Origin of the sequence: Phenylobacterium sp., assembly GCF_004299445.1 — a bacterium.
GTDB lineage: Bacteria > Pseudomonadota > Alphaproteobacteria > Caulobacterales > Caulobacteraceae > Phenylobacterium.
In genome coordinates this window covers 58,551-84,500 of sequence record NZ_SCTC01000035.1, presented here as the reverse complement: position 1 = coordinate 84,500, position 25,950 = coordinate 58,551, and the positions used below count along the sequence as shown (strand labels likewise).

20 protein-coding genes are annotated in these 25,950 nt (G+C 69.2%); 13 read left to right on the top strand and 7 right to left on the bottom strand.

Annotated features, from left to right (window positions below):
- Window positions 1–24 precede the first annotated feature (24 nt).
- The 8 genes from EPN98_RS08420 to EPN98_RS08385 all read left to right on the top strand — a co-directional run bounded on the left by EPN98_RS08420 (window position 25) and on the right by EPN98_RS08385 (window position 12,069).
- On the top strand, window positions 25–1,020 hold the full coding sequence (locus EPN98_RS08420) for an HWE histidine kinase domain-containing protein (protein WP_293362235.1): 996 nt from the start codon (window positions 25–27) through the stop codon (window positions 1,018–1,020).
- Window positions 1,021–1,137: 117 nt separating this feature from the next.
- On the top strand, window positions 1,138–1,602 hold the full coding sequence (locus EPN98_RS08415; protein WP_293362234.1) for a (2Fe-2S)-binding protein: 465 nt from the start codon (window positions 1,138–1,140) through the stop codon (window positions 1,600–1,602).
- A 5-nt stretch (window positions 1,603–1,607) separates the two neighbouring features.
- Entirely contained in the window at window positions 1,608–3,812 is a 2,205-nt protein-coding gene (locus tag EPN98_RS08410) for a xanthine dehydrogenase family protein molybdopterin-binding subunit (RefSeq protein ID WP_293362233.1), read from the top strand.
- Window positions 3,813–3,970: 158 nt separating this feature from the next.
- Complete coding sequence (locus EPN98_RS08405) at window positions 3,971–7,264, top strand: carboxyl transferase domain-containing protein (protein ID WP_293362232.1); 3,294 nt, start codon at window positions 3,971–3,973, stop codon at window positions 7,262–7,264.
- A 16-nt stretch (window positions 7,265–7,280) separates the two neighbouring features.
- On the top strand, window positions 7,281–8,297 hold the full coding sequence (locus EPN98_RS08400; protein ID WP_293362231.1) for an NADP-dependent oxidoreductase: 1,017 nt from the start codon (window positions 7,281–7,283) through the stop codon (window positions 8,295–8,297).
- A gap of 94 nt (window positions 8,298–8,391) precedes the next feature.
- A complete protein-coding gene (locus EPN98_RS08395) occupies window positions 8,392–9,867 on the top strand; it encodes an MFS transporter (protein ID WP_293362230.1) in 1,476 nt (491 codons plus the stop codon).
- A gap of 12 nt (window positions 9,868–9,879) precedes the next feature.
- Window positions 9,880–11,370 (top strand): MFS transporter, encoded by a 1,491-nt coding sequence (locus tag EPN98_RS08390; RefSeq protein WP_293362229.1) that lies wholly within the window; start codon window positions 9,880–9,882, stop codon window positions 11,368–11,370.
- 177 nt (window positions 11,371–11,547) lie between these two features.
- The gene (locus tag EPN98_RS08385; protein WP_293362228.1) at window positions 11,548–12,069 is read left to right on the top strand and encodes an FxDxF family PEP-CTERM protein; all 522 of its coding nucleotides are present in this window, start codon (window positions 11,548–11,550) and stop codon (window positions 12,067–12,069) included.
- A gap of 45 nt (window positions 12,070–12,114) precedes the next feature.
- On the opposite strand, the gene EPN98_RS08380 is transcribed toward EPN98_RS08385, so the two are convergent.
- Together EPN98_RS08380 and EPN98_RS08375 are read right to left on the bottom strand one after the other, a co-directional pair.
- Entirely contained in the window at window positions 12,115–13,470 is a 1,356-nt protein-coding gene (locus EPN98_RS08380; protein ID WP_293362227.1) for a VWA domain-containing protein, read from the bottom strand.
- 4 nt (window positions 13,471–13,474) lie between these two features.
- Window positions 13,475–14,428 (bottom strand): MoxR family ATPase, encoded by a 954-nt coding sequence (locus EPN98_RS08375; protein ID WP_293362226.1) that lies wholly within the window; start codon window positions 14,426–14,428, stop codon window positions 13,475–13,477.
- A 246-nt stretch (window positions 14,429–14,674) separates the two neighbouring features.
- On the opposite strand from EPN98_RS08375, the gene EPN98_RS08370 reads away from it, so the two are divergent.
- A complete protein-coding gene (locus EPN98_RS08370) occupies window positions 14,675–17,008 on the top strand; it encodes an EAL domain-containing protein (protein ID WP_293362225.1) in 2,334 nt (777 codons plus the stop codon).
- 13 nt (window positions 17,009–17,021) lie between these two features.
- Here the strand turns inward: EPN98_RS08370 and EPN98_RS08365 are convergent, their stop codons facing one another.
- Together EPN98_RS08365 and EPN98_RS08360 are read right to left on the bottom strand one after the other, a co-directional pair.
- Window positions 17,022–17,429 (bottom strand): metallopeptidase family protein, encoded by a 408-nt coding sequence (locus EPN98_RS08365; protein ID WP_293362224.1) that lies wholly within the window; start codon window positions 17,427–17,429, stop codon window positions 17,022–17,024.
- Window positions 17,422–17,997, bottom strand: a complete 576-nt coding sequence (locus EPN98_RS08360) for a hypothetical protein (RefSeq protein ID WP_293362223.1) — start codon at window positions 17,995–17,997, stop codon at window positions 17,422–17,424. The genes EPN98_RS08365 and EPN98_RS08360 overlap by 8 nt, the downstream gene beginning before the upstream one ends.
- 145 nt (window positions 17,998–18,142) lie before the next feature.
- Between EPN98_RS08360 and EPN98_RS08355 the strand changes: the two genes are divergently transcribed.
- Genes EPN98_RS08355 through EPN98_RS08345 form a run of 3 tightly spaced genes read left to right on the top strand, consistent with a single transcriptional unit; the run spans window position 18,143 to window position 22,226 of the window.
- Entirely contained in the window at window positions 18,143–20,464 is a 2,322-nt protein-coding gene (locus EPN98_RS08355; protein ID WP_293362222.1) for a PAS domain-containing sensor histidine kinase, read from the top strand.
- Complete coding sequence (locus EPN98_RS08350; protein WP_293362221.1) at window positions 20,461–21,012, top strand: DOMON-like domain-containing protein; 552 nt, start codon at window positions 20,461–20,463, stop codon at window positions 21,010–21,012. The genes EPN98_RS08355 and EPN98_RS08350 overlap by 4 nt, the downstream gene beginning before the upstream one ends.
- Window positions 21,013–21,017: 5 nt before the next feature.
- Complete coding sequence (locus tag EPN98_RS08345) at window positions 21,018–22,226, top strand: DUF1343 domain-containing protein (RefSeq protein WP_293362220.1); 1,209 nt, start codon at window positions 21,018–21,020, stop codon at window positions 22,224–22,226.
- 3 nt (window positions 22,227–22,229) lie between these two features.
- Here EPN98_RS08345 and EPN98_RS08340 read toward each other — a convergent pair whose 3' ends face one another.
- From EPN98_RS08340 to EPN98_RS08330, 3 genes are read right to left on the bottom strand one after another with little or no spacing between them, the layout of a single operon-like run.
- Window positions 22,230–22,598 carry a YccF domain-containing protein gene (locus tag EPN98_RS08340; RefSeq protein ID WP_293362219.1) on the bottom strand — a complete coding sequence of 123 codons (369 nt, stop codon included), beginning with the start codon at window positions 22,596–22,598 and terminating at the stop codon, window positions 22,230–22,232.
- A 51-nt stretch (window positions 22,599–22,649) separates the two neighbouring features.
- Entirely contained in the window at window positions 22,650–23,456 is an 807-nt protein-coding gene (locus EPN98_RS08335; RefSeq protein WP_293362218.1) for a phytanoyl-CoA dioxygenase family protein, read from the bottom strand.
- Window positions 23,457–23,512: 56 nt separating this feature from the next.
- Complete coding sequence (locus tag EPN98_RS08330) at window positions 23,513–24,520, bottom strand: LacI family DNA-binding transcriptional regulator (protein ID WP_293362217.1); 1,008 nt, start codon at window positions 24,518–24,520, stop codon at window positions 23,513–23,515.
- A 175-nt stretch (window positions 24,521–24,695) separates the two neighbouring features.
- Here EPN98_RS08330 and EPN98_RS08325 point away from each other — a divergent pair, with 175 nt between their 5' ends.
- The gene (locus EPN98_RS08325) at window positions 24,696–25,907 is read left to right on the top strand and encodes an MFS transporter (protein WP_293362313.1); all 1,212 of its coding nucleotides are present in this window, start codon (window positions 24,696–24,698) and stop codon (window positions 25,905–25,907) included.
- The last annotated feature ends 43 nt before the right edge of the window (window positions 25,908–25,950 follow it).

Genomic DNA, 25,950 nt, shown 5'->3' with positions numbered 1-25,950 from the left:
CATACTGGTGTGTTGGGGTCTGATTTGAACGCCGACGAGCAGGACTCGATCGACAGCCTGCGGGAGCGGCTGCGCCGGCTGGAAGCGGCCGTGGACGCCGCGGGGTTGGGCGTCTGGGAATGGGACGTCCGCAAGGGCGCGCTGACCTGGAACGACCGAAACCGCGAGCTTCTGGGGATCACGCACGACCGCCCCGTGGTGATCGACGACTACCTGGGCCAGGTGCATCCCGACGACCTGGAGGCGGTGCAGGCCACCTATCGCGAAGCCGCCGACCGGCCCGAAGGGGGCGAGTTGATCTGCGAGTTCCGGACTCCCCCGGGACCGGACGGCGCCTCGCGGTGGCTGCAGCAGCGCGCGCGGGTGGTGAAGGATGCGGAGGGGGTCCGCCGTGTGGTGGGCGCCACGCTGGACATCACCGACCGCAAGACCGCCGAACAGCGCCGCAGCCTGGTCCTGCGCGAGCTGGCCCACCGCGCCAAGAACGGCTTCATGATCATGATGACGATCGTGTCGCAGACGGCGCGCAACGCCACCGACGTGAAGGCCTTCGCCGACGTCCTGACGGCGCGCCTGCACGCGATGGTCGACTGTCAGGAACTGGTGACCCAGGTGGCCGGCCGCTCGCTGCCGTTGGGCGACCTGCTGGGCCGGGCGCTGACCCCGTTCGACGCGAACCGCTTCGACATCGGCCCTGGCGTGCGCGAGATCCAGGTCGCCAATGACGCCGTAGTCGCCGTCGCCCTTCTCATCCACGAGCTCGCCACGAATGCGGTGAAGTACGGCGCGCTGTCGTCGACCACGGGCCGGGTCCGGCTCTGCGTCCTGGACGCTCCGCAAGGGCACGTTCACCTGCGCTGGCAGGAGCAGGGCGGACCTCTCGTCACGGCGCCGTCGAGCCGCGGATTCGGCACCCGGCTGCTGGACGTGTCGCTGCGCAACAACGGGGGCCGGGTCGAGGCGCATTTCGATCCCGAGGGTTTTCGGGCCGACATCCATTTCCCCATGGGACGCATCTAGGCGGGCCGGGCGCCGTCGCCGCGTGCTTTTGTGCTGAAATCACCATTCCGCCGAGTACACGCGCCTTTGCCATGCCCGATCTGCGCGGTACCATTGCTTCGAACGGGAGACGCTCGCATGGCCTATACGCTGAACGTGAACGGCAAGGCGCTCAGCGCCGATGTCGAGGGGGATACGCCCCTTCTATGGGTCCTACGCGATACGCTGGGCATGGTGGGCACCAAGTACGGCTGCGGCGTCGCGGCCTGCGGCGCCTGCACGGTGCACGTGGACGGCCAGGCGATGCGCTCGTGCCAGATCCCGGTGGAGAGCATCGGCAAGGCCAAGATCTCGACCATTGAGGGCATGTCCAAGAACGCCGTCGGCAAGAAGGTCCAGGCGGCCTGGATGGAGCTGGACGTGGCCCAGTGCGGTTACTGCCAGGCCGGCCAGATCATGAGCGCCACCGCGCTGCTGGCCAAGACGCCCAAGCCCACCGACGCCCAGATCGATGAGGCGATGAACGGCAACATCTGCCGCTGCGCCACGTACGTCCGCATCCGCGCCGCCATCAAGCGCGCCTCCGGCCAGAAGGAGGCGTGAGCGCCATGACCTATCACGATCTCAAAGCCAACCGTCGCCAGGTTCTGGTCAGCGTCTCGGCCGGCGGCCTCACCCTGGGCTTCTCGCTGGCGGGCAAGGCCCAGGCGCAGGATGACGCGGTTCGTCCGCTGAACGCCTACGTCAGCGTGGCGCCGAACGGCATTGTCACCATCACCGCCAAGAACCCCGAGGTGGGCCAGGGCATCAAGACGATGCTGCCCATGCTGATCGCCGAGGAACTGGACGTGGCGTGGGAGGATGTCCGCATCGTCCAGGCCGACAATGATCCGAAGGCGTTCGGCCGCCAGTTCGCCGGCGGCTCGATGGCCACCCCGCTGCACTGGGACGAGTTGCGCCGCGTGGGCGCCGTGGCGCGCGCCATGCTGATCCAGGCCGCCGCCACCGCGTGGAACTGCGGCCCCGCCGACTGTGTCACCGCGCCGGGCGAGGTGATCCACAAGCCTTCGGGCAAGAAGCGCAGCTACGGCTCGCTGGCCCTGGCCTGCGCCAGTGTGACGCCGCCGGATCCCAAGTCGCTGACGCTGAAGGATCCCAAGACCTACCGCATCATCGGCAAGCCGATGGCTCAGTACGATGTCGAGAAGATCGTTACCGGCCAGCCGCTGTTCGGTATCGATCAGGTCCGCCCGGGCATGCTGTACGCCAGCATCGTCAAGGCGCCGGTGTTTGGGGCCAAGGTGGCCAGCGCCGACGTCGAGGCCGCCAAGGCGGTCAAGGGCGTGAAGAAGGTCATCGTCATCGACGGCGACCCGAACGGGCTGTTCCCGACCGGCAACATCGGCCAGGGTCTGCTGCCCTCGGTGGCCGTGGTCGCCGACAGCTGGTGGGCGGCCAAGAAGGGTCGCGACAGGCTGAACGTGAAGTGGGCCGACCATCCCACCCAGGCCCAGTCGACCAAGAGCTTCGCCGAACAGGCGGCCGCGCTGAACGCGGGCGCGCCGCAACGCAATGCCCGCAACGACGGGGACGTGGCCGCGGCGCTCAAAGCCTCGGCCAAGACGGTCGAGGCCGCCTACAGCTATCCGTTCCTCAGCCATGCCAACCTCGAGCCGCAGAACTGCACGGCCGAGTTTAAGGACGGCAAGCTCGAGATCTGGGCGCCGACCCAGAACCCCGAGCCGGGCCGCCAGCTGACGGCCAGGACCCTGGGGATCAAGCCCGAGGACATCACGGTTCACATGGTCCGCGGCGGCGGCGGCTTCGGCCGGCGTCTGGCCAACGATTACATGGTCGAGGCGGCCTGGGTGGCCCGCGAGGCCGGCGCGCCGGTCAAGCTGCTGTGGACCCGAGAAGACGACATGGCCCACGACCACTACCGGCCAGGCGGGTACCACTATCTGAAGGGCGGCGTGGACGCGCAGGGCAACCTGATCGCGCTGCAGGACCACTTCGTGACCTTCTCGCAGAACGGCGCGATCGCGGCCAGCGCGGGCATGCCGGCTACCGAGTTCCCGGCCCGGTTCGTGCCCAATGTGAAGTACGACGTCTCGATGATCCCGATGGCGATCCCGACCGGGCCGCTGCGGGCGCCGGGCTCGAACGCCCTGTCGTTCGTCTTCCAGTCGTTCATCGACGAGATGGCGCACGCGGCGGGCGCCGACCCGCTGGCGTTCCAGATCAAGCTGCTGGGCGATCAGGCGGTGGTCGGCCAGCCGCCGGCCGCGTTCGGCGCCGGGCGCATGCGCGGCGTGCTGAAGGCCGCCGGCGAGATGTCGGGCTGGGACAAGCGCGGCAAGCTGCCCAAGGGCGAGGGCATGGGCGTCGCCTGCTACTACAGCCACCAGGGCTACTTCGCCGAGGTGGCCCATGTGGCGGTGGCGGACGACGGCTCGGTGAAGGTCAAGAAGGTGTGGGTGGCGGCCGACGTGGGCCACACGATCATCAACCCGCACGGCGCGCTGAACCAGGTCCAGGGCTCGGTCCTGGACGGCGTGTCCGAGGCGCTGCACCAGCAGATCACCATCGATGGCGGCGCGGTCCAGCAGTCGAACTTCACCGACTATCCGCTCATGCGGATCGCCGAATCCTTCCCGGTGGAGGTGAAGTTCCTGAAGACCGAGTTCCCGCCGACCGGCCTGGGCGAACCGGCGCTGCCGCCGGCCCTGCCGGCGGTGACAAACGCGATCTTCGCCGCCACCGGCAAGCGCATCCGCAGCCTGCCGATCACGCCGGACATGCTGAAGGCGTAAGGACGGCGCCGCATCAGACGCGAGGGCCTCCGCGAGAGCGGAGGCCCTTTGCGTTGGCGGCTCCCGCGCTCACAAGCCGCAAGGAATTGAACAAGCGGCCTTGGCGCGCGCGCCCCGGTGCGCATGATGCGTCCCAACAAGTGTTTGAGGGGACGTCCGTGCACAGGCTTCTGATCGCCAACCGGGGTGAGATCGCGGTGCGCATCGCGAGGACGGCCGCCGAGATGGGGCTGTCGACGGTGGCGGTCTTCTCCGAGGACGACGCGGCCTCGCTGCACATTCGCAAGACGGACGAGGCGGTGGCGCTGAAGGGCTCGGGCCCCGCGGCCTACCTCGACATCGACCAGGTGGTGGCCGTGGCCAAGGCCGCCGGCGCCGACGCGGTGCATCCGGGCTACGGGTTCCTGTCCGAGAATGCGGCCTTCGCGCGGGCTTGCGCGGCGGCAGGGCTGACGTTCGTGGGGCCGAGCCCCGAGACCCTGGAGCTGTTCGGCGACAAGGGCCGCGCCCGGGCGCTGGCCCAGCAGTGCGGCGTGCCGGTGCTGTCGGGTACGGATGGCCCGACGACGCTGGCGCAGGCCCAGGCGTTCCTCGCCACGCACGGCGCGGTGATGGTCAAGGCGGTGGCCGGCGGGGGCGGGCGCGGCATGCGGCCCGCCACGACGCCGGACGAACTGGAGCAGGCCTTCGCGCGCTGCGCCTCGGAGGCCAAGGCCGCGTTCGGCAACGGCGACCTCTATGTCGAGCGGTTCCTGTCGCGCGCCCGGCATCTGGAAGTCCAGGTCGTGGGCGATGGGGAGCGCGTCATCCACCTCTGGGATCGCGAGTGCTCGCTGCAGCGTCAGCGGCAGAAGGTGATCGAGATCGCGCCCGCCGACACCCTGCCGATGGCCGTCCGCGAGCGGTTGTTCGGTTATGGGGTCGCGCTGGGGCAGGCCGCCGGATACCGTAGTTTGGGCACCATGGAATTCCTGGTGGCCAATGCTGGAGAAGGGGACAACGACGTCGTCTTCATCGAAGGCAATGCGCGCCTGCAGGTGGAGCACACGGTCACCGAGGAGGTCATCGGCCTCGACCTCGTCCGCCTGCAGTTGCAGATCGCCGCCGGCCGCTCGCTGGCCGACCTGGGGCTGACCCAGGACCGCGTCCCCGCGCCGCGGGGGCATGCGGTGCAGGCGCGGATCAACCTGGAGACCATGGCGCCCGATGGATCGGCGCGACCGGCCGGGGGGACGCTTTCGGTGTTCGAGCCGCCGTCAGGCCCGGGCGTGCGCGTGGATGGCTTCGGCTATTCGGGCTACCGGACCAGCGCCCGCTTCGACAGCCTCTTGGCCAAGCTGATCGTGCATGCCGCAGACGGCGATCTGGATCGGGCGGTGGCGAAGGCCTATCGCGCGCTGTCCGAGTTCCGCATCGACGGCTCGCCCACCAACATCGCCTTCCTGCAGAGCCTGCTGGCCCATCCGGCCGTGGCGCGGGGCGACGTCCACACCCGTTTCATCGACGAGCACATCGCAGACCTGGTGAAGGCCCCGGAGGCTCATCCCCGCCTCTACTTCGAAGCGACGGTCGCCTCGGGCTCGGCGCAGGCGGCCCCGGCCGAGCCTGACGCCCCGGCCGGCGCCCAGGCCCTGCGATCGCCTCTCCAGGGCACGGTCATCGGACTGGCGGCCCAGGTGGGCGACACGGTCCGGCGAGGCCAGACCCTGGTCATTCTCGAGGCGATGAAGATGGAGCATGTCATCTCCGCCGACGCCGCGGGGATTGTTCGGGGATTGGCCGTCGAGATGGGCGAGACCGTGTTCGAGGGCGGTCCCCTGGCCTTCATCGAGGCCATCGAAGACGCGGGCGGGGTCGACGACGCGGAAGCGGCGATCGACCTCGATTACATCCGTCCGGACCTGGGCGAGGTGATCGAGCGCCACCGCATCACGCTGGACGGCGCGCGCCCCGACGCGGTGGCGCGACGCCGCAAGACCGGCCAGCGCACGGCGCGCGAGAACCTTGACGACCTGTTCGACCCCGGGAGCTTCAGCGAGTACGGCGCCATGGCGATCGCGGCCCAGCGTCGGCGACGGGACCTGGCCGACCTGCAGGTCAACACGCCGGCCGACGGCATGGTCGCCGGCGTGGGCGAGGTGAACGCCGCGCTGTTCGGCGAGGATCGGGCGCGCTGCGTGGGGCTGGCCTACGATTACACGGTGCTGGCCGGCACGCAGGGCCACTTCAACCACAAGAAGACCGACCGGGTGCTCGAGTTCGCCGAGCACTGGAAGGCGCCGGTCATCTGGTACACCGAGGGCGGCGGCGGGCGGCCCGGCGACGTGGACGTCGGCCAGCTCTCGGCCTCGTCGCTGGACACCACCAGCTTCACCACCTTCGCGCGGCTGTCGGGTCTTGCGCCGCGCATCTCGGTCAACTCCGGCCGATGCTTCGCGGGCAACGCCATCTTCTTCGGCTGCGCGGACGTCACGATCGCCACGCGCAACTCCAACATCGGGTTGGGTGGTCCCGCGATGATCGAGGGCGGCGGGCTGGGCGTGTTCACGCCGGACCAGATCGGTCCCTCGGACGTGATGTTCGCCAACGGCTCGATCGACGTTCTCGCCGAGGACGAGGCCGAGGCGACGGCCGCGGCCAAGCACATCCTGGGCATGTTCCAGGGGCGGCTGCGCGACTGGACCTGCGACGACCAACGGCGACTGCGCCACCTGATCCCGGAGAACCGGGTCCGCGCCTACGACGTGCGCGAGGTGATCCGAACGCTCGCCGACGTCGGGACGTGGATCGAACTGCGCGGCGGCTATGGGCGGGGCGTCATCACAGGGTTCCTGCGGGTGGAGGGACGGCCCATGGGCCTCTTCGCCAACGACCCGCGCCACCTGGGCGGCGCAATCGACGCCGAGGGCGCCGAGAAGGCCGGTCGCTTCCTGCAGCTGTGTGACGCCTTCGATGTGCCGGTGCTGTCGCTGTGCGACACGCCCGGGTTCATGGTGGGGCCGGCCAGCGAGGAGGCCGCCGCCGTCCGCCGCGGATCGCGCCTGATGGTCACGGCGACCAGTCTCACGGTGCCCCTGTTCACGGTGGTGTTGCGCAAGGGTTACGGCCTTGGGGCCCAGGCGATGGCGGGCGGCGACTTCTCGGCCCCGGCCATGACGATCGCCTGGCCGACCGCTGAATTCGGACCGATGGGGCTCGAAGGCGCCGTGCGCCTGGGTTATCGCAAGGAGCTGGACTCCCAGCCGGATCCGGCCGCCAAGCAGGCGCTGTTCGAGAAGCTGGTCGGCCGCATGTACGAAACGGGTAAGGCGCTGTCGGTGGCGTCCGTCCTGGAAATCGACGCCGTCATCGACCCGGCCGAGACACGCGCCTGGCTGGTGCGTGGAATGAAGTCCTGTCCGATCCCGCCGGCGCGCGCGGGCAAGAAGCGTCCCTTTGTGGACACATGGTGAGAGCGAGGAAACGTCAATGGCCAACCTGAAGCGATGGGTGCTGCGGCGCCGGCCGACCGGCGAGATCCAGCCGGGCGACCTGGAGCTGGTCGAGGAGCAAGTCCGCGACCTGGCCGACGGCGAGGTGCTGGTCCGGACGCTGTACCTGTCGCTGGACCCCACCAACCGCATCTGGATGAGCGACCAGGACCAGTACATGCCGCCGGTGCAGATCGGTGACACGATGCGCGGCGGGTCGATCGGCGTGGTCGAGCGCTCGCGCTCGGATCGCTTCAAGCAGGGCGACGTGGTCAACACCGGCCTGGGCGGGTGGACCAGCCACGTCATCGCCAATGGGGGGATGCTGATGCCCACGCCGCAACTGCCCGGCGTGCCGCTGACCGCCTACATGAGCGTGCTGGGCGCCACGGGGCTCACGGCCTGGTTCGGCATGTGCGACATCGGCAAGCCGCAGGCGGGCGAGACGGTCGTGGTCTCGGCCGCGGCCGGCGCGGTCGGCTCGATCGCGGGCCAGATCGCCAAGCTAAAGGGCGCGCGGGTCATCGGCATCGCCGGCGGCAAGGCCAAGTGCGACTGGCTGACGGGCGAGCTCGGGTTCGACGGGGCCATCGACTACAAGAGCGAGGACGTGGGCGCCGCCCTGGACCGGCTCTGCCCGAACGGGATCGACGTCAACTTCGAGAACGTGGGCGGCGACATCATGGACGCCGTGTTCAACCGGATGAACAACTACAGCCGGATGCCCCTGTGCGGCATGATCTCGACGTACAACGACGACAGCAGGCCGTCGGGCCCCACTGACTTCTCCCGTACGCTGATGCACCGGATCACCATCCGCGGCTTCATCGTCACCGACTTCCTGCCCCGCGCTGGCGAAGCGATGGCCGAGCTGATTCCGTGGGTGATGGAAGGCAAGCTGAAGTGGAAGGTCCACGTCGACCAGGGCCTGGAAGGGGCCATGGAGTCCCTCCAGCGCCTGTTCACCGGCGCCCATGACGGCAAGCTGCTGATCCAGGTCTCGCCCGAGCCGTGAGTTGTCGCCGCGTCCCGTGACGTGGCGTCAGCGTTGCCAGGGGCTGCAAGGGGGATACCGTTCTTCCCGACAAGAACCGCTCGGGAGGAACCAGGTGGCGGTCGTGGAAGGTGCGGGCGTCCCTGCGACGCCTGAAGTTGCGGCGCATGACGGCGAGCTGCGGCCGCCGGCGGCGGTCAAGTTCTTCTACAGCGTGGGGCAGGTCGTCGAGTCCGGCTACATCGCCGTCAACGGGTTCGTGTTCTTCTACTACACCGCCGTCCTGGGCCTGTCGGGCAGCATGGTGGGCGCCGCCGTGGCGATCAGCATGTGCCTGGATGCGGCTTTCGATCCCATCATCGGCTCGTGGTCGGACAGCGTGCGCTCGAAGTACGGGCGGCGCCTGCCGCTGATGCTGATCGGCGCGCCGTTGACCATGGTCAGCATGGGCCTGCTGTTCGCTCCGCCCTCGGCGCTGACGCCCTTCATGTTGTTCCTGTGGCTCACCGTGACCAAGATGGCCGTGCGCGCCTTCGCCTCAGTGTTCAACATCCCGTTCTTCGCCCTGGGCGGCGAGATGGCCGACGGCTACGCCGAGCGATCCAGGATCGCCGGCTATCGCCTGCTGGGCGGCATCGTCGTGACGGTGGCGATCACCGCCGTGGCCTATTCGGTGTTCTTCGCCGGCAAGGGTGGGCTGCAGCGGCCTGAGAACTATCCCGCGTTCGGCTGGACCATCGCGGCCCTTGTGCTGGTGGGCGGCCTGATCTCGTGCGCCGGCATCTGGCGGTACGCCGCCTCGCTGCCTCAGCCGACGACGCGGCCCGAGCCGATGGCGCGGCGGCTGGTGGGCGAGATGGCCGAGATCTTCCGCAACCCGTCGTTCCGTATCCTATTCCTCTCGATGGTGGTCTTCGCCAGCGCGGCGGGGGCCCACGCGGCGCTCAACAACCACAACTACGTCTTCGTCTGGAAGCTGCGGCCCGAGATGATCCAGTTCATGACCTATGCCTCGCTGGTGGGCATCACGATCGGGGTGCCGGTCACGCCGATCCTGCTTCGCCGCCTGGAGAAGAAGACGGTGGTGGCGCTGGGGTTCGCCCTGCTGATCGTGGGCTGGACGCTGCTGCCCGTGGTGCGCGCGAGCGGCGTCTTCGCGCCCGCGGGCTTGGAGGCGCTGCCCTGGCTGCTGGCCACCCAACTTGTCGTCGGGCTGGGTCTGGGGCTGGTCTATATCGCCTACCCCTCGATGATGGCCGACGCGGCCGAGGAGCACGAGTATCTGTTCGGGCATCGGCGGGAGGGGCTCTACTTCTCGGGCCTGGGCTTCGCCGGCAAGGCGGCCGCCGGGGTGGGCACCATGGTGGGCGGCTTCGCGCTCGACATCCTGCGCTTCCCCCACGAACTGGCGCGGCAGCCCGACGCGGTGATCGACGAGAGCGTCCTGGTCGGGCTGGTCCTGGCCTGGGGACCCTTCTGCTCGGCGCTCTGCGTGCTGGGCGCGTTGATCTTCGCCCCCTACGCCATCACCCGCGTGCGCCATGCCGAGATCATGACGGCGCTTCGGCGGACCCGCGCCGCCGCGCCCTAAGGAGAACAGCAGTTGTCGGTTGCAGACGGTCTGGGCGTTCCGGCGCAAGATAATGCGGCGCATGAGGGCGAGTTGAAGCCGCCGGGGTCGGTAAAGTTCTTCTACAGCCTGGGCCAGGTGGTCGAGTCCGGATACCTGGCGGTCAACAGCTTCATCTTCTTCTACTACACCGCCGTTCTTGGGCTCTCCGGGACGATGGTGGGCGTCGCCCTGGCCATCAGCATGTGCCTGGACGCCGCGGCCGATCCGCTGATCGGTTCGTGGTCCGACAGCGTGCGCTCGCGATTCGGACGCCGGTTGCCGGTGATGCTGATCGGCGCGCCGCTGACCATGGTGACGATGGGACTGCTGTTCGCGCCCCCCTCGGCCCTGTCGCCGCTGCTGCTGTTCGTCTGGCTGACACTCACCAAGATGGGCGTTCGCGCCTCGGCCTCAATGTTCAACATCCCCTACTTCGCGCTGGGGGGAGAGATGGCCGACGGCTACGTCGAGCGCGCCCGCATCGTGGCCTATCGCCTGTTGGGCGGGATCGTCGCCACGGTGGCGATCACCTACGTCGCCTTCGCCTTCTTCTTCACCGGCGAGGCGGGACTGCAGAGAGGCGAGGCCTATCCCGCCTTCGGCTGGACGGTGGGCGTGCTGATCCTCGTGCTCGGCCTGGCCAGCTGCGCCGGCGTCTGGCGCTATGCGGCCACGCTGCCCCAGCCGACCGAGCGGCCCGCGGCCATGCTGCCGCGCCTGGGCGGGGAGCTGCGCGAGATTTTCAAGAACCGCTCGTTCCGCATCCTGTTCGCTTCGATGCTGGTGTTCGCCAGCGCGGCGGGCGTGAACAGCGCGCTCAACAACCACACCTTCGTCTTCATCTGGAAACTGCCGCCGGCGACGATCCAGTTTGTTTCGTACGCCCTGCTGCTGGGCATTACGGCCGGCATTCCCCTGACGCCGCCTCTGTTGCGGCGGATGGAGAAGAAGGCGGTGGTGCTGCTGGGGTTCGCGGTGGTCATCGTGGCGTGGGTGATCCTGCCTCTGATCTGGGCGGCCGGGGTCTACCGGCCCAGTGGAACCGAAGCCCTGCCGTGGCTACTGTCCAGCACGTTCGTGGCGGGGGTCGGCACCGGCCTGATCTTCATCGCCTATCCGTCGATGATGGCCGACGCGGCCGAGGAGCACGAGCACCTGTTCGGCCACCGGCGCGAGGGGCTCTACTTCTCGGGCCTGGGTTTCGCCGGCAAGGCGGCGGCCGGGGTGGGGACCATGGTGGGCGGCTTCGCGCTCGACCTGATGAGTTTCCCGAAGGACGCCGGTCGGCATGTGGGCGCCATTGTGGACCCCGACGTTCTCCGCACCCTCGTGCTGGCCTGGGGGCCGCTGCCGTCGGTGATGTGCATCCTGGGCGCGCTGATCTTCATGCCCTACGCCATCACCCGCGCCCGGCACGAGGGCATCATCGCGGCGCTCAAGCTCAAGCGCGCCACCGACGTCACCGAGGGCCGCAGCTCCTGATGGAGCCGACGTAAACGCTCACGCCTCTATGTCGAAAATCGACTCGCCTGAAAGAAGAATTGCAGAATGGAATTGCGAATACTTAATTTCGTTCCCCAAGAATAACGCAAATATATTTGGAACCAGCTCTTCAACTTCGTGTTCGTCCGCGGGGACATGTGACACGGAGTTATGAGTTTGAACCGCTTTGTACTTTCTCTCGCGGCGTCGGTCGCCGCGCTGGCGATGGCTTCGGCCGCCAGCGCAGCCACCTACATCAATATGGGCCCGGTGGGCGCGGACGGAGGCTTCACCCTCACGTTCGGCAACACCGGCATCACGACGACGGTCATCGACGACCAGTTCAACTTCGACCTGCCCACCGGCACGGCGGACTTCGTGGTGACGTCGACCATGAGCACCAGCAGCCAGAACATCACCTGGTCCTCGGTGGCGTTCAACGGCATCGAGTTCACCCCGATGGTGGTCGGGCAGAACGAGTTCCGGCTGCTCAACGACGTCGGCGTCTCGGCGGGCGCGACCCAGATCCTGACGTTGAAGGGCGTGGGCGGCGGGAACGCGTCCTACAGCGGCGTCGTGACCTTCGCGCCGTCGATGGCCGCGGTTCCGGAACCGGCCACCTGGGCTCTGATGATCTCGGGCTTCGCCGGCGCCGGCGCGATGCTGCGTCGTCGCCAGCGCACGCCTGTGATGGCCTGACGACACGACGGGGGCGTCCGGCTCAGGCGCCGGGCGCCCTCAGCTTCAGTGGGGGACGTAGCTTCGCAGCACGTCGTCGATGATGCGCTCGAGCTGCTCGATGGTGCCGCACTGCTTGGCCACGTGGCAGAACCGGGCGTAGCGGTGCATGACGCTGTCGCCCTGGGCCCAGTAGCTCTCGGGCTCCGGGTTCAGCCAGATCACCGCGCGGCTGCGGTCGTGGATTTCCTTCATCAGGTCCAGCCGCGGGTCGGCGAAGTTCGAGCGGCCGTCGCCCAGGATGATGACGGTCGTCCGGCGGTCCAGCTTGTCGAGATGCTGCTCCGAGAAGTCCTGCAGCGAGCGGCCATAGTCGGTCTGCTGGAAGCCGATCTGCTGCAACACCTGGAAGATCGCCTGCTCGACGCCGTGGTCGTCCAGGATCTCGTTCACGCTGATCATGCGGCCTGAGAACGCGAACGCCTCGAGCCGGTCGACCACCTCGTTCAGCGAGTAGAGGAAGGTCAGCAGGAACTGTGCGGCCGCCGCCACCGACTTCGAGACGTCGCAGATCGCCACGATCGACGGCTTGTCGACCTTCTTGACCTTGAACTGGATGTCGAACGGCACGCCGCCGTAGGCCAGGCTGCGGCGCAGGGTCTTGCGGACGTCCAGATGGCCCTTGTGGGCGATATGGCGGCGGCGCGAGTACTTGGCGGCCAACCGCTTGGCCATCTTCTTCACCAGCGCGGCCATCAGCTGGTAGTCGACCGGATCGACCCCGCCGTCGGCGTTCAGCTGCTTCCGGGCCAGCCGCTCCTCGCGCAGCTCCCGGGCCGAACCGGCGGCGTAGAGGTCGTGCTGGCGCGCCACGTACGACTGCGCCTGTCCGAACAGGTTGCGGCGGGCCTCGTCGAGGCGGTCGGCCAGGCCCTCCTGGCCGGGCATGCGGCGCGCGTTGGCGATGATCTTCTCGATCTCCTCCAGCCCCATCTCCTCCAGCAGCCGGCGGGTGAGGCGCGAGCGCTGGGTGGTCAGGCGGATGTCGGCGACGCCGGCGCGACGGGCGGCCTCCTCCATCGACTGCTGGACCGCGGTGGCGTCGCCCTGCAGCACCGCCTGGGCCAGCGGCGAGTCGGCCACGGCCTGCATATCGCTCTCGCTGGGCTCGCCCTGGGGCGAACTGGACGGCGGCGGGACCGAGACCGAGTCGCGCGCGAAGAACGTCTCGAACACGGAGTCGAAACGGTCGACCTCCTCGGCCGACTTGGCCAGCGTCGAGCACAGGGCGTCGCGGAACAGGGTCCGGTCCGCGTATCCGACGACGGTGACCGCGCGCGAGGCGTCGATGGCTTCGGCTGGCGAGACCTTTACGTCGGCGGCCCTCAGCGCCCGGAAGAACAGCTCCAGCGTATGCTGCATGGGGCTAGCGCTTGTGCAGCAGCTCGACGACCTGCGGCTCGACGGCGCCGATGTCCTGCTCGAACTTGAGGATGACGTTCAGCGTGTCGCGCACCACGTCTGCCGAGAGGCTGTCGGCGTGCAGCAGCACGAGCGCGCGAGCCCAATCGACCGTCTCGGAAATCGACGGCGACTTGCGCAGATCCATCGTCCGCAGGGTCTGGACGAAGGTCACCAGTTCGCGGACGAGGCGGGCCTCGATGCCGGGCACCCGGCTGGCGACGATCTTCTCTTCCAGCGCCGCCTCGGGCAGCGGGATGTGCAGGTGCAGGCAGCGGCGCTTGAGCGCGTCGCCCAGGTCGCGGACGTTGTTCGACGTCAGGAACACCAGCGGGGGCGTCTTGGCCGAGATCACGCCCAGCTCGGGCACCGAGACCTGGTAGGCCGACAGCACCTCCAGCAGGAACGCCTCGAACGCCTCGTCCGACTTGTCGACCTCGTCCACCAGCAGGACGCAGCCGTTGTCCTCGCGCAGCGCCTTCATCAGCGGGCGCGGCTCCAGGAAGGGCTCTGAGAAGAACAGGTCGCCCATGCCGTGGAGGCGGTCCATCGCCGCTTCCATGTTGGGCGCATCGGCCAGCTGCTCGCCCATCCGGTCCTTGAGGATCTGGGTGTAGAGCAGCTGCTTTCCGTACTTCCACTCGTACAGCGCCTTGGACTCGTCGAGGCCCTCGTAACACTGCATCCGGATCAGCGGCAGGCCGAGCAGGGTCGCCGTGGACAGCGCCAGTTCGGTCTTGCCGACGCCGGCCGAGCCCTCGACCAGGATGGGCTTCTGCAGCTTCACGGACATGAAGAGCGCCGTCGCGATACGCCGCGAGGCGATGTAGCCGACCGAACCCAGCCCCTCGATCAGGGATTCGACGCTGGCGAGCGGATCAGCCGCGGCCGAATTGGCCGCCGTAGGGGAAAGGGTCAATGGAACGACTTTCGAAAATGCACGTCTGAAAGCCCGATTGTGCCAAGGCCGCCGGGCCGAGGCAAACGGGCGTTTGAGTGGCGGCCAAAGTCCTGTGAATTCAGGCTTTACGCCGCTTTCACCTCCCGCGTGTACGCCTGCGGACGATGTATTGCGCCGCGACCCCTGCGTTCGCCGTCGCCTGCCGCGCCCCGACCCGGTCGCGCGGGTCTGCGGACCTGCGCGCCACCCACGGGGTGCGCTGAGATGTTCAGCCGCCTCTCCACCCGCCTGACCGTGCTGTACGCCGCCCTGTTCGGCGCGGTTCTGCTGGTCGTCTCGGTGGCCGTGTTCGGGGCGATCTCGGGCGCGGCCCAGCGCCAGGTGCGGGCCGAGCTCGCCGCCACCGGCACGGTGTTCGACCGTGTCTGGTCGCTGCGCTCGGAGCGGTTGCGCGAAGGCGCCAGTCTGCTGTCGAGGGACTTCGGCTTCCGCGAGGCGGCGGCCACGGGCGATGCCCCAACCATCGAGTCGGCTCTGGAGAACCTGCGCAACCGGATGGACGTGGACCACGCGTTCATGGTCGACGCCGCGGGCCAGATCGTGGGGGCCAGCTTCTCGGACGTCGACCAGGCCCGACTGGCGAAGGCCTTCGAGACCGCCGACGACCCGTCCGGCGTGTTCCGCCTCGCGGGCGAGCCCTACCAGCTTGTGAGCGCGCCGATCCTGTCGCCCGAACTGATCGGCTGGGTGGTCTTCGCCGAACGGTTGGACGAGGCCGAGATGCAGGCCCTGGAGAAGATGGCCGCAATTCCCCTGAGCGCCGTAGTGCTGAACCGCGCCGCCGGCGGGGCCTGGACCAACGCCCACGCGCCGGCCGAACTGAACTCGGACGCCGTGCGTCAGATGGTGGAGCGCTCGCTGAAGGCCAGGCCTCCGACCCCGCAGGATCTACGTCTGAAGAGCGGCCGCACGGTCGCCCTCGTCAAGCCACTGCCCAGCCTGGAGCCCGGCGGCGGCGCGGTGCTGCTGCTGCGCTATCCTTTGGCCCGGGCGCTGGCGCCCTACGAGCCGCTGCTCCTGATTGTCGGCCTGCTGGGCGTCGTCGGCCTAGCGGTGGTGAGCTGGGGCAGCTGGGCCCTGGCCCGGAGCCTCACCCGCCCGATCTCGGAGCTGGACGAGGCCGCCCACCGGCTGCAGCGCGGCGAGGACGCCCACGTGGAGGTCAAGGGCGAGGACGAGATCGGCCGCCTGGCGTCGAGCTTCAACACCATGGCCGCCGAGATCCGCGAGCGCGAACGCAAGATCACCCACCAGGCGATGCACGATGACGATACGGGCCTGCCCAACCGCCACGCGTTGGAACGCCTGGTCGCCGGGCTGACCGACTTTCCGCAGGGCCAGGTCTATGTCTGCGCGCTCGGTCTCGACCGCTTCCACCACATGCGCCACGCGCTGGGTCACAAGCTGTCGGCCCAGGCCGTGCGGATGGTGGGCAACCGTCTGGGGGGCCTGGCGCCCACCTGCGGCGTCGCCCGCATCGCCAGTGACATGCTGGGCTTCGTGCTGATCGCCGACGGCGAGGCGGCGGCCCTCGACCACGTGGCCGGGCTCCTCCTCTCTTTGGAACAGCCCGTGCGGGTGCAGGGCGAACCCATCGACGTGGCGCTGTCCATCGGCCTGGCGCCGCTGCAGGGCGACGAGGTGGCCGCTTCAATCGAGCGCGCCAGCATCGCGGTCGACCAGGCCCGCGCCGCCCGCACCAAGACCGCGGTGTTCGACGCCGAAGCCTATGGCGACCCCGCCGCCAACCTATCGCTGATGTCGAACCTGCTGACCGGCATTCTGCAGGATCAGCTGGTCCTGTGGCACCAGCCCAAGTTCGACATGCGCAAGAACGCCGTCACCGGGACCGAGGCGCTGGTGCGCTGGAACCATCCGGTGCGCGGGATGATCTTCCCCGACGTCTTCATCACCATGGCCGAGGAGACGGGCCATATCCGCGCCCTGACCGAGTGGGTGGTGCGTCGCGCCATCGCCGACCAGCGGGCCCTGGCCGAGGCCGGCTACGACCTGTCGGTGGCGGTGAACATCTCGGGCCGCGTGCTGGGGGAACCCGACTTCATCGACTTCGCGCGCGATGCGCTGAAGGACGCGGTCGGCCGCATCTGCTTCGAGATCACCGAGACGGCCGTCATCGAGAACCCGGCCGTGGCGCTCGGCATGCTGGAGGCCTTCGCCGACATGGGCGTGTCGATCTCCATCGACGACTATGGCTCGGGGCTGTCGTCGCTGGCCTATCTGAAGCAGATCCGTGGCGACGAGTTGAAACTGGATCGCTCCATCGTGGCCGACGTCACGGGCAGTCAGCGCGACGCGCTTATCGTGCGCTCAACCATCGACCTTGCGCACAGCCTTGGCCTGAAGGTGGTGGCCGAGGGGATCGAGACCGACGCCTGCTTCTCGGTGCTGGCCGGCATGGGCTGTGACATGGCCCAGGGCTACCTGATCGCCCGGCCCCAGCCGATCGCGCAGCTTCTCGAGTTCCTGGCCGAGAGCCGCGAACAGACCCGCGCACAGCGCCGCAAGCGCCGGGCCTAAACGTGCTTTCGCATCAGGCGCCGGCTTCGATCAGGTCGATGTCGCCGTCCGAGAGGCCGAAGTGGTGGCCGATCTCGTGGACCAGGACGTGGGTGACCAGTTCCTCCAGCGTGACTTCGCCGTTCTCCGCCCACTCGTCGAGGATGGGCCGGCGGTAGAGGAAGACCCGGCTGGGTTCGGGCGCGTCGCCGAATACCGAGCGGTCGGCCAGGCTGACGCCGGAATAGAGGCCGGTCAGGCCGAACGGGTCCTCGATGTTCAGCTCGTCCAGGACATCGTCGGCCGGGAAGTCGTCGACGCGGAACACCACCTCGCCCGCCATCTTGCGGAACGGGGCCGGCAGGCCCGCGAAGGCGCGCTCGGCCATCTCGGCCATTTCGTCCAGGGACGGGGCGCGGCCCCAGCGATCATGTTCACTCATCCGGCATCACGATATGCGGCGCTTCGGGCGGGCGCACCTCGAACAGCCCGATGTCCAGCGGCTGCTGCGGCTTCGTCGGCCGCATCGGCGTGCGGGTGATGGCGCGCAGAGTCTCGGGGTCCAGCGCTTCGCCCGACTTCCGCGCCACCCGGGCCTGTGGCGCTTCCAACGGCCGATCGGCCGTGCCGATCCGCCAGTACGAGACAGCCAGCCGCCAGACGGTCCTTGGCGCCTTGGCGGGCGCGGGCCAGCGGTGGCCGTCGGCATAGGTTGGCTCGACCGGGCGCGGCGGCTTCGTCCCCTCGGCGACCTGCTCGATCAGGCGGCAATAGCGATCCTCGGCCTCGGGCGTGGCGCCGGTGCGCTCGTCCTCGACGCGGCCCCTGTAGGCGTCGAGCGCGGCCTCGCGGGTGGCGAAAGCGGGTCCCACCGGATCGGTGGCGAACACGACGGGTTCGCCCGCGCGCCGTCGCGCGTCGCTCTCGCGCGCGGCGCGGCCCTTGGGGCGGCTCAGCGCCTGCTCGGCGTTGGTGGCCACGGGATAGAGGATCGCCGTCATCGTCAGCATTGTCGCCCAAAGCGCACGGCGACACCAAGGCGGCAAGATCGGCGGGCCTCAATCCCGCGCGTTCAGCGCGCGGCGCGACCACGACGCCACGTGCGGCCAGGGCCGTCCGGCCCTAAGCTGACCGCCAGCGATTCGCCGGGGATCGATGAACGCGCACGAACTGATGCTGGCGGCGGCGGCAGGGGCGGTCTGCCTCGCCATTTCGGCCGCCCTGTGGGCGTTCGCCCAGCGCCGCGCGGCCGACCGGCGGATCGCGGAGCTGCGGGCGCGCATCCGCCAACTCGAACTGGGCGCGGAGACCGCCCAGGCTTCCGCCGAAGCGTTCGATTCCGCCCTGCTGGCGGTCGAGGACGGCCATGCGCTGCTGGCGTCGGGCGAGGAAAGCCTGGGTGTCTGCTGCGAGGCGCTGGGGCTGGCCGAGGCCGACCCCCAATTCCTGCTCAACGCCCTGATGCGCGCCGATCCGGACCACACCCGCCGCCTGCGTGGGCTGATCGATCGGGGCGAGGCCTGCGCCTTCGAGGTCAAGGGCCCCGCGGGCGTGGTGACGGTCGAGGGGCGGGCCGCGGGGGCGCTGGCCTGGCTGCGGGTGTCGGCGGCATTGGGTGAGGACCAGGGCCTGCCGACCGCGCCGCGCTTCGCCGCTTTCCTGAACGCGCGCCAATGCCCTGCCTGGATCGCGGCGGCCGACGGCTCGCCCGTCTGGGTGAACGCGGCGTGGCTGAAGACCGTGGGCGTCGCCAGCCTGGACGAGGCGGCCCAGCGGGGGCTGACGTTCGACAAGGGCGCCGACACCGTGGCGTCGGAAGCCGCCAACCTGGGGCAGCGGCGCGAGGCGGTGCGCTGGCTTTCGGCCGACGGCCGTCGCCGCGCCTTCCTGATCGCCGCCCAACCCCTTGAGGGCGGCGGCGTCGGCGTTTGGACCGATGACCTCACCGATCTGGAGGAGGCCCGCGAGGAGACGAAGCGCAACGTCGAGGCCCATGACGAGATCCTCAACCGCATCGACGACGCGGTGGTGATCTTCGACCGCGCCAAGCGGGTGAGCTTTCACAACACCCCGCTGGCCGAGCTGTGGGGCCTGGAGCCGGCCTGGCTCACCGAGCGGCCGACCCATGGCGAGGTGCTTGACCGGCTGCGCCAGCGCCGCCGGCTGCCCGAGACCGCCGACTACGCCAAGTGGAAGGCCGCCGAGCTGGGCCGCTACGAACAGCTGGAGAGCGCGCCCGACGACATGTGGAGCCTCCCCGACGGCCGCACGCTGCGGGTGGTGCGCCAGCCGCACCCGCGGGGCGGCCTGCTGATCCTGTTCTCGGACATCACCGGCGAGCTGAAGATGAAGGCGCAGTACAATGCGCTGATCCAGGTGCAGCAGGCGACGCTGGACAAGCTGTCGGACGCCGTCGCCGTGTTCGGCTCGGACGGCCGGATCCGGCTGCACAACGAGAGCTTCGAGCGGTTCTGGAACATCACGCCGCTGCAGCTTGAGGCCGCCGGCGATTTCGAGGGCGTGGTCGAGTTGTGCGTCCACAAGCTGCACGACATGGGTTTCTGGCGCGAGCTGAAGGGTCGGGTCGCCGACCCGGATCCCGCGGCGCGCATGCCGATGACCGGCGAGGTCCAGACGTCGGACGACCGAATGGTCGAGTACCGCACCCGTCCGCTGCCGGACGGCGCGACGCTGATCGCCTTCACCGACGTCACCGACGCGCGGCGGCTGGAAAGCGCGCTGGCCGACCGCGAGCAGGCGCTGAGCGAGGCCGAGCGGCTCAAGCGCGATTTCGTCGGCAACGTCAGCTACGAGCTGCGCACCCCGCTCACCACCATCATCGGCTATTCCGAACTGCTGGAGCATTCGGGCGACGCCCTGCCTGAGCGCGCGCGCGGCTATGCCGCCTCGGTGAAGACGGCGGCGACACAGCTCGCGCGGTCGATCGACGACGTGCTGGACATGGCCCAGATTGACGCCGACGAGATGGCGCTGGACCTGAGCGACGTGAACGTCGCCGACCTGCTGCTCGAGACCGCCAGCCGGTGGCATCACGAGGCCGAGCCCAACAAGATCTCGATCATCCTGCAGCCGGCGGCCGACGTCGGCACGATCCGAGGCGACCGTCGCCGCCTGGCCCAGGTGCTGGACCATCTGATGGAGAACGCCATCGGCCAGACGCCCGCCGGCGGCACGGTCACCCTGGCCGCACGGAAGGCGGTGGGCGAGGTGCAGCTGCAGGTGTCGGACACCGGGCGCGGCATCCCGTTCCACGTTCAGGCGCACATCTTCGACCGCTTCATCGGCCGCGAGCGCGGCGGCCCCGGCCTGGGGCTGGCGCTGGTCAAGGCGCTGACCGAGCTGCATGGCGGCTGGGTGGCGCTGGAGAGCGAGCCCGGCGCCGGAGCGACCTTCACCTGTCACCTGCCTGAGGAGGCGCAGACCGTCAGCCAGCCCGAGCTCGGGTTCGCGCGATGAGGTCGGTCGAGCTCACGCCGCACCCGCAGTTCGCCAGCAACGCCGCCGATCACGTCGAAGTCGCCATCGACCGCGGTTCGGGTGGGGTGCTGACGCTGAGCTATGTGGTGACCGGCCGGGTTTCCGCGCTGAAGACCCCGCCGCGGGCCGCGCCGACGCGGATGGACGAGCTCTGGAAGCACACCTGCTTCGAAGTGTTCCTGCGCGCGCCCGGTTCGGCGGCCTACTACGAGTTCAATCTGGCGCCTTCGTCCCAGTGGGCGGCGTACGCCTTCATCGGCCATCGCGAGCGCGACGAGGACCCCGAGACGCCGGCGCCCTTCATCGACGCCGAGGGTGGGCGGACGCGCTTCGAGCTGCGGGCCTCGCTGGATGTGGGCGGCCTTGCGGACCTGCCGCCCGACCAAGCCTGGCGCGTGGGCCTGTCGGCGGTGCTGGAGGCCGACGACGGGACCCGGGCCTACTGGGCGTTGGTTCATCCGCCGGGCCAGCCGGACTTCCACCACGCCGACGCGTTCGCCCTTTCCCTGCCGCCTCCTGCCGCCTGATCCCCATGAAATTCGGTATCGACCGCCTTCTGTCCGAGCCTGATCTGCGCCGCCCGCTGGCCGGCAAGCGGGTGGCCCTGCTGGCGCACCCGGCCTCGGTGACCTCCGACCTGACCCACGCGCTGGATGCGCTGGCGGCCTGCGACGGCATCGACCTGACGGCCGCCTTCGGGCCGCAGCATGGCCTGCGAGGCGACAAGCAGGACAACATGATGGAGTCCCCGGACTTCAACGACCCGGTCCACGGCGTACCGGTCTTCAGCCTGTACGGCGAGGTGCGACGGCCGACGGCGGCGTCGATGGAGACGTTCGACGTCCTGCTGGTCGACCTGCAGGACCTGGGCTGCCGCATCTACACCTTCGTCACGACGCTGCTCTACGTCCTGGAAGCCGCCGCCGAGCACGGCAAGGCGGTGTGGGTGCTGGACCGGCCCAACCCTGTGGGACGACCCGTCGAGGGCCTGACCCTGCTGCCGGGCTACGAGAGCTTCGTGGGCGCGGGGCCGATGCCGATGCGCCATGGCCTGACGATGGGCGAGATGGGGCGCTGGTTCGTCAGCCACTTCGGCCTGGACGTTGACTACCGCGTGATCGAGATGGACGGATGGGACCCTGGCGCGGGCCCCGGCTACGGCTGGCCGCTGGGCGAGCGGGCGTGGGTGAACCCCAGCCCCAACGCGCCGAACCTGTCCATGGCGCGGGCCTATGCCGGGACCGTCATGGTCGAAGGCGTCACGCTGTCGGAGGGGCGCGGTACGACGCGGCCGCTGGAGCTGTTCGGCGCGCCCGACATCGACGCCCGCGCCGTGATCGCCGAGATGCGCGCGGCCGCGCCGCAGTGGCTGGGGGGCTGCACGCTGCGCGACATCTGGTTTGAGCCCACCTTCCACAAGCACGTCGGCAAGTTGTGCAACGGCGTGCAGATCCACACCGAGCAGCCGTCGTACGACCACGCCGCGTTCCGGCCGTGGCGCGTACAGGCGCTAGGGTTCAAGGCGATCCGCCGGCTCTACCCCGACTACCCGCTCTGGCGCGGGCTGGAGTTCAAGTACGAGTACACAGATGGGCGCCTGGCCATCGACGTGATCAACGGCGGGCCGGGCCTGCGCGAATGGGTCGATGACGACCAGGCCGCGGCGGCCGACCTCGACGCGATCACCGCGCCGGATGAAGCCGCCTGGCTGGAGACCCGCCGGCCCCACCTCATCTACTGAGGCTCAGACCTCGGCGACGCCCTTGCCGACCGGGATCAGCGACAGCATGGCCAGCTTCACATGCTGCCAGGCGAACGGGATGCCGATGATGGTCACCGCCAGGGCCGCCGCCAGCGCCAGATGGTGCAGCGCCAGCCACCAACCGGCGAGCAGCAGCCACAGGATGTTCAGCAGCACGCTCACCGCCCCGGTGTCGCGCTCGACGATCACCTTGCCGAACGGCCAGTAGCTGAAGCCGGCCAGGCGGAACGCCGCGGGCGTCCAGGGCAGGCCCACGACGGTGATCGCCAGGATCACCCCGGCCAGCAGCCAAAGCGTGCCCGAGATCCAGCCGCCGAAAATGAACCAGAGGATGTTGAAGAGGAGACGCATGGCGATGACCCTGCACCAGCAACGCGCCGGCTCCAACGATCCCGTGCGATCCTAGATGAGATACTGCCGCTCGGGGTCGTCCTGGACGACCACCTGGCCATCCTCGGTGTGCACCACCGCGCCGTCGGGCGCGTACTGCAGAATGTAGGCCTTGCGCACAGCGTCGCTGGTGTTGGGGCCGGTGCGGTGCGGGGCCAGCGACGAGAACACCACCACGTCGCCCACCCTGGCCGGCGCCGCCACGGCCTCGGGGGCTGCGTCCAGGCAGACGAGGCCGATGTCGGTGGTACGGTGTTCCAGCGTGCCGAGCCGGTGCAGGCCGGGCGCGATCCAGGGACAGCCGTTCGCCTCGTCCACATCCATCAGCGGCACCCAGAGCGTGAGGTACTGCTGCGGCACGACGAACGAGTAGCCGTTGTCCTGGTGCCAGGGGAATTCCTGGACCTTCTCTGTCTTCTTGTAGACCGCCTGGTCCCAGTAGAGCCGCACGTCGGGCCCGATCAGGTCATGGCAGACGCCCCGGATCGTGGGGTGCGCCGAGAACGCCTTCAGCACGTCCGACTTGCGCACCAGGTGCAGCGTGAAGGTGATCGCGTCGGCGTCGGTCAGGCGCACCTTGCCGCCACGCTCGCGGGCATAGGCCACATGGGCCTCTTCGAACGGATCGATGGCGGCGCGGACCTCGGCGATCTCGCCGGCCGTGAAGGCGTCCCGGAGCACGAAGAAGCCGTCGGCGTTGAACTGGTCCACATGCTCAGGCGTCAGCCGTTCCAGCCCTTCGCGCCGCGCCGCGATCCAGTCGAAGTCGCGGTTGAGGGGGTGGGGCCGGGGCCCCGGCATGCGTCCGACGTTGTCCATGACGCCAGGAAAACGCGGGCGGGCGGCGAAGTCGAGGGCCGTCTCGGCGTCGGCGACTACGCCGCCGCGGGCGGGGCGGTGCTGCCGCGCACCACCAGCCGGTGGGGCAGGGTGACGTGCTCCAGCGCCTGGGCCTTGCCGCTCAGGATGTCCAGCAGCAGGCGCACCACTTCGTGGCCGATCCGGTCCATGGGCTGGCTCACCGTGGTCAGCGGCGGGTTCAGGAACTCGGCGAAGCGGATGTCGTCGAAGCCCACGAGCGACACGTCTTCCGGGCACGACAGCCCCGCCCGTCGGATCGCTTCGAGCGCGCCCATGGCCATCTCGTCGCTGAAGCAGAAGATCGCGCTGGGCCGATCGGCGGCGAGCAGGGCGGTCGCCTCGCGAAGGCCGGAGTCGATGCTGAAGTCGCCCGCCACCACCGCGAGCCCCGCGGCCTGGCCGTGCGCCTGGGCCGAGGCCCGCACGCCTTCCAGGCGGTCGCGGCTGAGCGGGCTGGCCAGCGGGCCCGTGATGACGCCGACTCGGCGGTGGCCCAGGCCGTAGAGGTGCTCCATCGCCTCGGCGGACGCGCGGGCATTGTCGATGTGCGCGCCCGACACGCCCAGCTCGGAGCTGTACTCGCAGCCGTTGACGATCGGCGTGCGCACGCCGCGGGCGGCGACCATGGGCGCCAGCGCCTCGGGCAGCCGGTGGCCGAGGAAGATCAGGCCGTCCGCCTCGCGCCGCAGCAGCATGGCGGCGTATTCCTCCTCGCGGTCGGCCTCGTGCCGCGTGTCGCCCAGCAGCACCGAGTAGCCGGCCGTGCGCGCCGCCTCTTCCACGCCCCGGATCACCTGGCTGAAGAACGGGTTCGAGATGTCGGGCACCGTGACCAGGATCTTCTCGGTCTTCAGCGTGCGCAGGCTCTTGGCCGCGAAGTTCGGCTGATACCCCAGCCGCTCCACCGAGGCCGTCACGCGCGCCCGGGTCGCCTCGGCCACCAGCTCGGGCGCGCTCAGCACCCGCGAGACGGTGGCGGTGGATACGCCGGCGTCCCGGGCGACGTCTTGAATCGTGGCCATCGGCGCGACACTGGAGACAAGGCCCGGTCATTTCAAGGCGCGCCCACGGCAAACCTTCCGGCCGGAATCGATTGCCTCGCAAGTGCGCCATTGCTACGGATGAATTCGATTACATCGAGAGGCTGGGACCACACCGCCCGCGATGTTCGAGGCGCCTTGGGAGGGGTTCGACGGCATGGGCGTGCGCACGCGGCTCTTCATCATGATGGTGCTCCAGCTCGCCGTCTGGGGCGCCTGGGCGCCGAAGCTGTTCCCCTACATGGGCCTGCTGGGCTTCCAGCCCTGGCAGCAGTCTCTGGTGGGCAGTTCGTGGGGCATCGCCGCGGTGGTCGGCATCTTCTTCTCGAACCAGTTCGCCGACCGGAACTTCGCGGCCGAGAAGTTCCTGGCCGTCAGTCACCTGCTGGGCGGCGTGGCGCTGGTGGGCGCGGCCTTCGCGACCAGCTTCTGGCCGTTCTTCGCCGCCTATCTGGTGTACAGCCTGGTCTATGTGCCGACCCTGTCGGTCACCAATTCCATCGCGTTCGCCAACCTGAAGGACCCCGCGCGCGATTTTGGCGCGGTGCGCATGGGCGGCACCGTGGGCTGGATCCTGGTCAGCTGGCCCTTCATTTTCCTGCTGGGCGGCGAGGCCAGCGTCGAGCACATGCGCTGGATCTTCCTGGTCGGCGCGATCGTCTCGTTCGCCCTCGCCGGTTACTCGCTGACCCTGCCGCACACGCCGCCCAAGACCGAGGGCGCGGCGGTGGACAAGCTGGCCTGGCGCGAGGCGGTGAAGTTCCTGGGCGTGCCGTTCATCGGCGTGCTGTTCGCAGTCACCTTCATCGATAGCGTGGTCCACAACGGCTATTTCGTGATGGCCGACGCCTTCCTGACCAACCGCGTCGGCATCGCCGGCAACCTGTCGATGGTGGTGCTCAGCCTGGGCCAGATCGCCGAGATCGTGACCATGCTCGTGCTGGGGCCGGTGCTGATCCGGCTGGGCTGGAAGGTCACGATGATGATCGGGATCCTGGGCCACGCGGCCCGGTTCGCGACCTTCGCCTTTTTCGCCGACAGCGTGCCCACGATCATCGCGGTGCAGCTGCTGCACGGCGTCTGCTACGCCTTCTTCTTCGCCACGGTGTACATCTTCGTGGACGCCGTCTTCCCGAAGGATGTCCGCTCCAGCGCCCAGGGCCTGTTCAACCTGCTGATCCTGGGGATCGGCAACGTCGCGGCCAGCTTCCTTTTCCCCACGCTGATCGCGGGCAATTCGGCGGGCGGCGTCGTGGACTACCAGAGCCTCTTCATGATCCCGACGGCCATGGCGCTGGCGGCGGTCGTGCTGCTGGCGGTCTTCTTCAAGCCGCCCGAACGCGGCCCCACGGCGGTGGCGGCGCTATGACAGGAGCCAGGACCTTGCAGAGCATCCACCGGCGGAACGTCCT